7 protein-coding genes and 1 pseudogene are annotated in these 12,052 nt (G+C 38.0%); 6 read left to right on the top strand and 2 right to left on the bottom strand.

Annotated features, from left to right (window positions below):
* Positions 1–58: 58 nt before the first annotated feature.
* The 5 genes from hsdR to C1T21_RS24585 all read left to right on the top strand — a co-directional run bounded on the left by hsdR (position 59) and on the right by C1T21_RS24585 (position 8,656).
* Positions 59–3,280 carry a type I restriction-modification system endonuclease gene (hsdR, locus tag C1T21_RS24560; RefSeq protein ID WP_103050111.1) on the top strand — a complete coding sequence of 1,074 codons (3,222 nt, stop codon included), beginning with the start codon at positions 59–61 and terminating at the stop codon, positions 3,278–3,280.
* A gap of 154 nt (positions 3,281–3,434) precedes the next feature.
* Positions 3,435–4,865: a class I SAM-dependent DNA methyltransferase gene (locus C1T21_RS24565; RefSeq protein ID WP_103050112.1), complete on the top strand. Its 1,431-nt coding sequence runs from the start codon at positions 3,435–3,437 to the stop codon at positions 4,863–4,865.
* On the top strand, positions 4,858–6,321 hold the full coding sequence (locus C1T21_RS24570; RefSeq protein ID WP_103050113.1) for a restriction endonuclease subunit S: 1,464 nt from the start codon (positions 4,858–4,860) through the stop codon (positions 6,319–6,321). The genes C1T21_RS24565 and C1T21_RS24570 overlap by 8 nt, the downstream gene beginning before the upstream one ends.
* Positions 6,322–6,919: 598 nt before the next feature.
* Positions 6,920–7,201, top strand: coding sequence for a hypothetical protein (locus tag C1T21_RS24575; protein WP_103050114.1), 282 nt, complete (start codon positions 6,920–6,922; stop codon positions 7,199–7,201).
* Between the two features lie 552 nt (positions 7,202–7,753).
* On the top strand, positions 7,754–8,656 hold the full coding sequence (locus C1T21_RS24585) for a PhzF family isomerase (RefSeq protein ID WP_103050115.1): 903 nt from the start codon (positions 7,754–7,756) through the stop codon (positions 8,654–8,656).
* Positions 8,657–8,697: 41 nt separating this feature from the next.
* Here the strand turns inward: C1T21_RS24585 and C1T21_RS28235 are convergent.
* Positions 8,698–8,925, bottom strand: a pseudogene (locus C1T21_RS28235) (IS30 family transposase); the annotation flags it as partial.
* Between the two features lie 560 nt (positions 8,926–9,485).
* The gene (locus tag C1T21_RS24595) at positions 9,486–10,829 is read right to left on the bottom strand and encodes a 6-phospho-beta-glucosidase (RefSeq protein ID WP_103050116.1); all 1,344 of its coding nucleotides are present in this window, start codon (positions 10,827–10,829) and stop codon (positions 9,486–9,488) included.
* A 186-nt stretch (positions 10,830–11,015) separates the two neighbouring features.
* Here C1T21_RS24595 and C1T21_RS24600 point away from each other — a divergent pair, with 186 nt between their 5' ends.
* On the top strand, positions 11,016–11,990 hold the full coding sequence (locus C1T21_RS24600; RefSeq protein WP_103050117.1) for a LacI family DNA-binding transcriptional regulator: 975 nt from the start codon (positions 11,016–11,018) through the stop codon (positions 11,988–11,990).
* The last annotated feature ends 62 nt before the right edge of the window (positions 11,991–12,052 follow it).

Below are 12,052 nucleotides of genomic sequence, written 5' to 3' on the forward strand. Positions count from 1 at the left end.
AGTCCAATAATTCCTATTATAGTACAATTAGATCAAATACTTAGAAAAGTGGTGGATGATGATAATGAGTAACTTTTCTTTTTTTAAAGGAGAATGGGAAGTATTAGCGAAGCTTGGAGAAAGTGCCGAGCATAATTTATATAATGATCCGCATACTTCCATTATGAAATTACGTTTATTAGGTGAATCAATTGCAAAAGCTGTTTTAGCATCTGATAACATTCGTGAAGCGTATGATACAAGGCAAGTAGACCGTTTAAATACAATGAAAAAAGAAGGATTAGCAGAGCCAGAAATGTTAGATATATTCCACACGTTACGCAGAAAAGGGAATACCGCTTCTCATGAAGCATCCTATGGTACGACAGAAGAAGCAAAACAGTTACTAGCATTAGCGTATCAAATCTCGATTTGGTTTATGGAAGTATATATTGATTGGGAATTTGTCGCACCTACATATAGAGAGCCAGAGAGAGAAGAGAGTTCTAAGGAGCTTCAATTGAAGGTGCAAGCTTTAGAAGAAGAAATTGCTAAAAAGGAAAAAGAACTTCTAACGCAGCTTGATACAATTACAAAGGATGAAATTACAAAAGATGTACGTGTAAGACGTAAAGAAAAATCAAAGCTACATATTCAAAAGCATCGTTTATCAGAAGCTCAAACACGTATTTTAATTGATGATAAATTACGTGCAGCTGGCTGGCTTGTTGATACAGAAAAATATAATCAAAAGAAACATAAAACGATGCCCGAAAAAAATAAAAATATGGCGATAGCAGAATGGAAAGTTGGTTCGAAATATGCGGATTATGCTTTATTCATTGGGCTGCAATTGGTCGGTATTGTCGAAGCAAAAGCAAAGCATCGTGATATTCCATCGGCACTTGAAAGCCAAGCAAAAGTATATGCACGTGAAGTACAAGCAATAGAAGGTATTGAATTATTGCCACCAAATGGAGAATATAAAGTGCCGTTTATTTTTGCTTCTAATGGTAGACCGTATTTAAGACAGCTTGAAGATCAATCGGGTATTTGGTTTTGGGATGCACGTAATCAAACGAAGCGATCTCATGCTTTAGAAGGTTGGCACTCACCATCAGATTTAAAGATGCTATTAGACGTGGATGATAGACGAGCAAATGAAAGCTTAAAAAACGAGGATATTACGAAGTTTGGTTTACGTGATTACCAACAAAAAGCGGTATTAGCAGTAGAAGAAGCATTAATGCAAGGAGCTAGAAAAATGCTTGTTGCAATGGCAACAGGTACAGGGAAAACACGTACAGCAATCGCTCTTATGTATCGTTTAATTAAAGCGAAGAAATGTCGTAGAATATTATTTTTAGTCGATCGTAATTCATTAGGTCAACAAACGGCAGACGCTTTAAAAGATTCTAAGATGGAAAATGGTTTACCGTTTTCATCGATTTATGATGTGAAATCACTTGAAGATATGACACCAGATGTGGAAACAAAGGTGCAAATTGCAACAGTTCAAGGTATGGTAAGACGCTTGTTTTATAACGATCAAGAGCAATTACCTTCTGTTGGACAATATGATTTTATTATTGTCGATGAAGCACACCGAGGTTATACAAGTGACCGAGAAATGACAGATGATGAGCTACTATTCCGAGATCAAAATGATTATGTAAGTCAATACCGTAGAGTTATTGATTATTTCGATGCGGCAGTTCTTGGTCTGACAGCTACACCAGCACTTCATACGACAGAAATTTTTGGTTCACCGATTTATAAATATTCTTATACAGAAGCGGTTTTAGATGGCTATTTAGTCGACCATGAGCCACCTTATTTATTCGAAACGGAATTACAACAGCATGGTATTTCGTTTGAAAAAGGCGAAGAAGTAGAGGTTTATGATCCAGAAGAAGGCGAAATCATTTTAGAGCAGCTAGAGGATGAACTGAAATTTGAAGTAGAGCATTTTAACAAACGAGTGATTACAGAAGGCTTTAACCGGGCAGTTTTAACAAAATTAATTGATTATATTGATCCAGAAAGCGAAGAAAAAACATTAATTTTTGCAGCAACAGATCAACACGCTGATTTAATCGTTCGTTTACTAAAGGAAGCATTTGCAGAAAATGGTGATGATGTATCAGATGATGCAATTGTTAAAATTACAGGTTCGATTTATCAACCAAATGAAATGATTAAACGTTTCAAAAATGAACGCTTACCAAATATTGTCGTAACAGTCGATTTACTAACGACAGGTATTGATGTACCGAAGATTACAAACATTGTTTTCTTACGCCGTATAAAGTCACGTATTCTATACGATCAAATGTTAGGGCGTGCTACTCGTTTATGTCCAGAGATTGAAAAATCTCATTTCCGTATTTTTGATGCGGTGGGAATCTATAATCAGTTACAGCAATATACAGATATGAAGCCTGTTGTGAAGCAGCAAAAGGTAACAATAGGAGAGCTGCATGAATCCTTTATACAAGCAGAGACGCAAGATGAGGCACAGCACTTTTTAGATCAATTAGTGGCAAAGGTGCAACGTAAGAAACAAACATTCAATGATGAGGCAAAACGACAATTTGAGCAGCTTTCAAAAGGTGTAACAGTAGATGAATGGGCGAAAGAATTACAAACCTACACACCTGAGCAAGCACAGAATCATAGCGTATTGTTTGATTATGTAGCGACATATAAAACGAAGAAAGAGCTACAAGTCATTGCAAATCATGAAGATGAAGTGACGGATGTAAAACGTGGGTACGGGGAAGGTAACGAGCGACCAACCGATTATTTAGATGGTTTTGTACAGTTCATTCGAGAAAATATGAATGAAATCCCTGCACTTCAAATTGTGTGTACACGACCGAAAGACTTAACTCGTAAAGACTTACGTGAAATTGAAGTTATTTTAGCAACAAAGCACTTTAAGCAAGATCATTTACAAACAGCATGGAAACAAGCGAAGAATGAAGAGATTGCGGCTGATATTATTAGCTTTATTCGTCAAGCAGCATTGGGAGAGGCATTAGTATCGACTGAATCACGTGTGAAAAATGCGATGAAAAAAGTGTATTCGATGCATGATTGGACACCTAGACAGCGTAAATGGTTAGAGCGTATAGAGAAGCAATTAATTGAAATGCCTGTTCTTTCACCTAATCCACAAGATGCTTTTTCAGAAGAGCCGTTTAAAAGTCAAGGAGGATATAATCGTTTGAAGAAAGAACTAGGTGAAGAAGTCGATCAAATTGTGAAGTTAATTAATGAGAGTTTATATGCTAGTTAAAAAGCTGTGGTAAATTATTTACCATCCTGACAGCTAAACGGATTATTTAATGATGTGTTAAGGAGTTCTAATATTGGAACTCCTTTTCTAATAGAGCAATTAACCTAGAAAGGTTATAATGTACAAAGATTAAAAAGAAGTATGGAGGAAAAACATGAATAACACAGAAATCGTCTCAAAACTTTGGGGCTTAGCAAATGTATTACGTGATGATGGGATTACATATCAGCAATATGTAACTGAACTAACATATATCTTATTTTTAAAAATGATGAAAGAGCAAGAAATGGAAGAGGTTATCCCTGAAGGTTACCGTTGGGATGATTTACTTTCGAAAGAAGGAATTGAATTAAAAGAGTTTTATCAAGAGTTACTATTAGAGCTTGGAAAGAGTGAAGTTAAAAATGAACGTTTACGTCAAATTTACAGCGGTGCATCAACAAGTATTGATGAGCCAAAAAACCTCGAGAAATTGCTGAAATCAATTAATGAGTTAGATTGGTACAACGCAAAAGAAGAAGGTTTAGGAGATTTATACGAGGGCTTACTTGAAAAAAATGCGAGTGAGAAAAAATCGGGTGCAGGACAATACTTCACACCACGTGTACTAATCGATGTAATGGTGAAGCTGATTGATCCAAAAATCGGGGAACGATGCAATGACCCAGCAGCAGGTACATTTGGTTTCATGATTGCAGCAGACCGTTATTTAAAAGAAAAAACTGATGATTATTTTGATCTTTCACCAGAAGAGGCTGAATTCCAAAAGAAAGAAGCTTTCACAGGTATGGAGCTTGTAAAAGATACACACCGTTTAGCTTTAATGAATGCGTTACTTCATGATATGGAAGGACGTTTAGAACAAGGCGATACTTTATCTGCAAACGGTAAGTGGATGAAGAATTTTAACGTTGTATTAACAAATCCACCATTTGGTACAAAAAAGGGTGGAGAACGTGCAACACGTGATGACTTAACATTTGAAACATCGAATAAGCAGTTAAACTTCTTACAGCTTATTTATAATTCGCTTGTAACAGATGGTACAGGACGTGCGGCTGTTGTATTACCTGATAACGTATTATTTGAAGATGGTGTAGGTGCTAAAATCCGTCAAGACTTAATGAATAAGTGTGATCTTCACACAATTCTTCGATTACCAACAGGGATTTTTTATGCGCAAGGTGTAAAAACGAATGTCCTATTCTTCGAACGTGGCACAAAAGATGAAGGCAATACAAAAGAAGTTTGGGTATATGATTTACGTACAAATATGCCATCATTCGGTAAACGTACACCATTAACTGAAAGACATTTTGATAGGTTTGTTGAAGCTTATAAATCAGAAAAACGTGCAGAAGTACAAGATGAACGATGGAATCTATTTACTCGTGAAGCGATTGCAGCAAAAGGTGATAATTTAGATATTGGTTTAATTGCTGATGAATCATTATCAGCTTACGATAACCTACCAGATCCACTTGAATCAGCAGAAGAAGCAATTGATAAGTTGCAACAAGCAATGGATTTATTAGGTGAAGTTGTAGCTGAATTGAAAGCGATTGAGGTGAAGGATCGTGAGTAAGAAGAAAAAGAATTTGGATGAGTTGTTAGAAGAGGCGTTAGTGCCAGAAGATGAACAGCCTTATGCGATTCCTGAAAATTGGGTTTGGGTAAAATTAAAAGGTATTGCAAGTGTAAAAGGTGGGAAAAGACTACCTAAAGGGCATCAGCTTACAGATGAAAAAACTGATTATCCTTATATAAGAGTTACAGATTTCGGTGAAAGTACAATAAATATTGAAAACGTCAAGTATTTACAGGAAGAAACGGCGTCTAAAATCTCTAGATACACTATTTCAACAAAAGATATTTATATTTCTATTGCGGGTACTATTGGTAAAACAGGCATAATTCCAAAAGAATTAGATGGAGCAAATTTGACAGAAAATGCAGCTAAAATAGTGTTAGGTAGTGGTGTATCAAATAAATTTCTACATTATTTATTTAGAAGTAGTGAGATACAAGAACAAATATTTCTCTCGACGGTTTCAAGCTCTCAACCGAAGTTAGCTCTATTTAGAATAGAAGAATTATATATACCGCTTCCTAATAAAAGTGAACAGGTTAAAATAGCTGATAAAATTGAAATTTTATTTGCTAAAATTGATGAAGCGAAACAATTGATTGATGAAGCAAAAGAAACTTTTGAACTTAGACGTGCAGGGATTTTAGAAGCAGCCTTGAAAGGTGAACTGACAACTTCATTTAGAAAAAATGAAATTGTAGAAGATGCACATAGTCTATATAAAAAATTGAAATCAGAAACCACTTTTAAAGCAAAAATTAATCCCGAGATTCTTGAGACTGATATTAGACATTCTATCCCTTCTACATGGAAATGGGTTAAGCTAGGTGATGTTTTGAAAATAACTTCTGGTGGTACACCAAAAAAGGCATTTAAAGAATATTATTTAGATGGTAAAGTACCTTGGATAAAAACAGGTGAAATTAAATGGAATAGAATTTCTCAAGCAGAAGAACATATAACTCAATTAGGTGTAGAAAAAAGTTCAGCTAAATGGTTGCCAAAAAATTCGGTATTAGTGGCGATGTATGGACAAGGTTTAACCAGAGGCCGAGCAGCTATTTTAGATATTGAAGCAACATGTAATCAAGCTGTTTGTGCATTATTACCTTCTTCTTATATAACACCTGAATATTTATATTACTATTTTATGGAGGGGTATAATAGATTTAGGAGTATTGCTAAGGGTGGGAATCAAGAAAATTTAAGTGCTACTATGATTAGTGAATTTCTATTACCATTACCTCCTTTAGAAGAACAATTGAAAATTGTAGAATTATTAGACGGATTCTTTAATAAGGAACTTCAAGTTAAAGAATTATTGAATATAAATGTCGATGAAATCAAGTCTGCTGTTCTCTCAAAAGCCTTCAAAGGTGAGTTAGGTACAAACGATCCAACAGATGAACCAGCAATTGAATTGTTAAAATCTATTCTTCAAGAGAAGTTATAGTTGTTGTTTATATAACAGATACACAGGCGGTATTTTCCGATATATTGGTGTTTTCGGAATTAAGAATGATTGTACCTGACACCATTATGAAAAGCGGACGTTAAAACGAAACGATTAGTATTGATTAAAATGTCAAATAGAGTTATTGTATTGATTAAGATACTTTCAGTCTTAGAACGTAATTTGACCGAATCCCTAGTACGAATTGAATACGTCTCAAACACTTGGTGTGCCTAGTATAAGTAGTGAAAACTATAGTGGTAAGCTAAGCCGTCGGTCGGGGGTTCGAATCCCTCCTGGGACGTCGAAGAGTTCAGATATGTAAAGTTTGAACGAAATTAAAAATGCTTCAAATCCTTGATATATAAGGGTTTGAGGCGTTTTTTATTTTATTGGGGTTACGATAGAAAACGTTAGAAAAAGGTGTGATTAATACACCTGTTTACACAAATTATACACACGATTTTTACACGCTATATAAACTAATACCCCTATATTGTAGCACGCCTGTTGAATAACCACAAAATGGCAGAAAAAAGATCGTCTTTTCTGCAGAATCGTTGGTACCATCCAAACGAATCCGAAAGAAGACGAACTTATGAGAAATTCTATCACGATTACATCTATCCTTCAATCCATGCTGACTCCTGAAGAAGTTCAAAGGGTTGTGAAGTTAATAGGTTATGAAGACAAAGCCCGCAAGTTTACGGTGTACCATTTACTCCAATACTGGTGCATGGCTGCGTTGGAACAATGGGGTAGCTATCGATCCATTGGGCTCCTTATCACGGAGAGCGTGCAGCTATTAAACTTCATGTCGCTTTACGAGCAGAAAATGGGCAACCCCTTCAGGGGGTCGAAACAGATCAATAAGGCTTGATGGCAGATTGAAGTCTTCTTTCGTTGGATCAAGCAACATTTGAATATTCCAACGCTGTTGGGCATGACTGAAAATGCGGTCTATGGGCAATTATTCTGTGCTCTAATCGTCTATGTCCTGCTCAATTGGCTATTTGTTGCTGATCAGACCTCATGGCCCCAACATGCCGTTCTTTCCTTTGCGCGATTTTCTCGTCTATTTCTTCTTCAAAACTTACCTGTTGAATGGCTGATTCAGATTCAGCACGTTCTTCTTCAGTGCACCTCTTGTTTTATGAATTGAGTTACTCAACAGGCGTGGCATAATCTAAAAGTATCTATAATCATAAAATATTTTTTCCATTTTTAGATAAGGATTGAGAAGACCATTTCAGCTAACTCCGGCTTTAGTTTAATAACAATCTTCCATAAAAGAGCGCGATTCTATAATAAGGATCAGTTCGTTTTCATTAAAGTGCCATATTATATCTTTTAATTTAAGTGAAACTGCCTAAAAAGTATGTTAATATCAGTTTTAACAGACAGACAAACTAGTATTTATAGAGGCGAAATTATGAAAAAATATAGAATATATCAAGTAGACTCATTTACAAAAAATAGATTTCATGGCAACCCTGCTGGGGTTGTTCCAAATGCAAATGGACTTACAGATGAGCAGATGCAGAGAATTGCAAGAGAATTAAATAATTCGGAAACTGCATTTATTTTTGAAACAAATTCTTCAAATTATGATGTTGGAGTAAGATTTTTTACTCCAACAACAGAGGTTCCAATTTGTGGTCATGCAACAGTAGCAGCACATTATGTTTATGCAATTGAGAGAAAAGCTGAAACTGGAAGAATTATTCAGAAAACAAAAGCAGGTATATTGCCTGTTGATGTTATAAAGCATGAAGATGACTATTCTATTGTAATGACACAGGGAGAACCTTCTGTATCAGAGCCTTTAAATGATGAAATAAGAAGTCAGATTGCAAATGCGTTAGGTATTTCTTGTAAAGATATTTGCATGGAATATCCAGTTGCAATATCTTCAACAGGTCATTCTAAGGTAATGGTTCCGATTTACTCCAATGAAATACTACATAGTTTAAAACCTGATTTGCAGAAGCTTACAGAAATCAGCAAGCATATTGGATGTAATGGATATTATGTTTTTACATTACATCCACAAGAGGATATATTGGTTCACGGAAGAATGTTTGCTCCAGCAATTGGAATAGCTGAAGACCCGGTGACAGGAAATGCAAACGGACCGCTTGGAGCCTATTTGGTACACTATAACATTTTGCAAAATAAGAATGAGCAGTCTTTTGATTTTAATATTTTACAAGGTGAGGCAATCAAAAGGGAGGGAACAATGCATGTCCATGTGAAAAAGGAACAGGGAAAACCCGTATTAGTTCAAATTACGGGGAAAGCGGTTATTGCTTTTTCAACGGAGATGATACTTTAAAAAAGTCTAACAAATTTATCAATAAGCTTAATGACGGATTGTCAAGCCAAGTGCGACAGTTCTTCTGAAAAGGATTCGTGAGCAGTTCTCCAGCCCAGACACTTACGTGGTCTGTGGTTAATTAGATCCAGAGCATGGTGTAAGGATTCATCCGTAACTTGAGCGAGATCGGTTCCTTTAGGAAAGAACTCTCGCAAGAGGCCGTTGGTATTCTCGTTTGAGCCTCGTTGCCAGGAGGAATAGGGGGCTGCAAAATATACCTGTACACCATGAGTAGCTTTCAGATTGGCGTAACAGGCGTGTCTCAGAGGGCTTCTGACGCTTGCCTTTGTGCCGGAGAACAGCCAGCGATAGATCGTTATAAAGCACACGAACTCCTGTCCTTCTTGACGGTGTCGTTCTGTAATTTGCTCAGGAGAGCAGGTCGCTTGAAGCTTGTCTTCGATGATGCCAGCAAGCTCTGGCACTTTTCCCTTGTTAGTGGAGGATTTCTAGTTTGCTGCGCTCAATTATGCTAAGATGACTGTAGCTCCTGGTGGATTCTCCTTGTGTGAATGGTTGTGTGAGAATGGACCTTTATTTATAAGAGCATCTTTAACAGTCAAAAAGCCTATTAAATGTTGAAATAATAAGGTTTTATGATATTAGTAACACTAGGTGGCTTTAAATGTGGAATTATAAAATTAAGGTATTCTACACATCCTCTACACATAAATTTGACAAACCCAATAACACCAACGTCCCAGCAAGTACTCCTGGGACGTATAGCAAAAAGCTTCCTACATGTAGGAAGCTTTTTTGTGTTCCAGCAGGATGATTGCTGCTAGCTTTATACCGTCGCCTTCTCCTTATGAGCAAAGAATTGAGGTAGATGCTCTTTGTGTGCTTCTAGCAATTCATCCAGTACGGTTTGAGCAATGTCCCCGCTTGGTACGAGCGGATTCAGGGTGAAGGCTTGCAGTGCTGTTGCATAGTCACCGGTGACCGCCGCTTCAATCGTCAGCTCTTCCATTGCCTTCATTACTTGCAGCAAGCCTCGCTGTGCAGGTGGGAATTTACCAAAGTTGACAGGTTCAGCACCATGGGCGCGAATGACACTGCTCACTTCAATGGCGCTATCATAAGGAACATCATCAATGGCCCCATTGTTACGTGTACTAACTACCATCAATGTGCCTTTGTTGTTATAAATGGAATTAATGATCTCACAGGCTGCATCGCTGTAATGCGCACCACCGCGTTTGGATAGTTCCTCTGGTTTGTAATCCAGATTCGGATCTTTATACAGTTCGAACAGACTTTCTTCCAGACGTTTGACCACTTGGCCCCGAGTTCCTTCATTTTTGGCTTCCTCTAATTCTTCCTTGAGCATATTATCCGTCATATAGTAATACCGATGGTAAGGACAAGGCAGCATTTTCAATTGACGAACTTGATCATACAGGAAGCGCATGTTCTTAATATTTTCAACGACCTTCTCTGGCTTTGCACCCGGAGCGTACAGTCCTTCAATGACTTGCTCTGTTAATTCGGCCCCTGTTTTGTCATAAACTTTGTGCCAATGAAGGTGGTTAATCCCTGCAAATTTAAAGAACAGCTCTTCTTCCGGTTTGTCCAGCACAGCTGATGCACTCTTGATCGCGCCGATTGGAACATTACATAATCCGATGACTTTATCCCACTGACCATAACGAAGCACGGCTTCGGTGACCATACCCGCAGGGTTGGTAAAATTAATCAACCATGCATTCGGACACAGTTCTTTCATATCTTCGACGATACTGAGGATAACGGGTATGGTGCGAAACGCTTTGAACATTCCTCCGGCACCATTGGTCTCCTGACCGATCATGCCATGTTTTAACGGAATACTTTCATCCTTAATCCGGGCTTCCAGCAAGCCTACCCGAAATTGGGTCGTTACAAAATCGGCGTCCTTCAACGCTTCCCGACGATCCAGCGTCAAATGTACCTCACAATCAATGCCTGCGGCCTTCACCATCCGTTTGGCCATAGCACCTACGATTTCCAGTTTTTCACGTCCTGCCTCAATATCTACCAGCCACAATTCCCGAATGGGAAGCTCTGCATAACGTTTGATGAAGCCTTCTACTAATTCTGGTGTATAGCTGGAGCCTCCGCCAATGGTTGCAATCTTTATGCCTTTTTTCATAGTTAGTGCCTCCTAAGTATGTTTTGTAAACCGCTTTCTTAAGCACAAATTCACTGTAATCCCTGTAATGCATTACAGGTCAAGCGCTTTTAAAAAACTTATTTTGGGAAGGTGACAATTATAGGGCGGACGCTACGAACATGCTAAACACGAACATGCTAAAATAGGAAGAACGAGGTGAGAAAAATGGCGAATATTCATGAAATTGCAAAGCTGGCAGGTGTATCCTCGGCTACGGTGTCCCGTGTCATTAACAACCATCCGTACGTAAGTGAACCGACAAGACAGCGTGTGCAGGAGGTCATAGACCGACTGGATTATGTACCTAATTTAAATGCGGTATCTTTAAAAAAAGGCATGACCAAGCTTATAGGGATTATTTCACTTTCTTTTAATGACTCATTGGGTTTATTTGTACGTGGATTTACAATGTATGCCCAGGAGCATGGCTTTAATATAGCGCTGTTTATTACGAATGGGGAGAAAGGCCGAGAACTTGAAGCGCTGGAAATGTTGCGGAGAAAGCAACTGGACGCCTTGGTCTGCATGATTCGCGTTAATGAGTGGAGTGTGATTGAGCATTATACAAAATATGGTCCGATTGTGACCTGGCAGCGTGTAAACATTGAGGCAATCCCGTCTGTATTTATGGATCAGTATCAGGGCTATACGCTGGCGTTGGAACATTTGTACGCCCGAGGATATCGGAAAATTGTGAATGTGTACGGCAGCATGCGGGGGTTGAATACAAAAGAACGCATTCGAGCTTATCATGACTTTTGCGAAAAATATGATTTGGATGCTGAGGCCTTCCCACATTTTTATGATTTAAATTCAATAGAAGCTGGTGAACAAATAGCTCATTGGTGGGCAGAACGAGCACAAACAGACAGGCCGGACGCCTTTGCCTGTTCTACCGATTATTTGGCAGCAGGTCTTTTGACTGAAGCACGGAGACTCGGTGTTTCTGTGCCAAGCGATTTTGCAGTAGTAGGCTTTGATAACACCGAAATATCGCATTTGCTTGATTTAACAACGATTCATTATCCGATAGACAAGCAAGCTGAGAATGCGTTCATTATGATTTGCAATGCCCTTGAAGGGCTGGATGAAACGATACATCATCTGGAATTCAAATTAGTAGAGCGAGCGACCACCTGATTCCAAAAGGGACTTCATGTTAGTGGTTATTAATTTCCATATTCAAGTTTATATAGTAGGAA

This window comes from Paenibacillus sp. F4 (assembly GCF_002894905.1).
GTDB lineage: Bacteria > Bacillota > Bacilli > Paenibacillales > Paenibacillaceae > Paenibacillus > Paenibacillus polymyxa_B.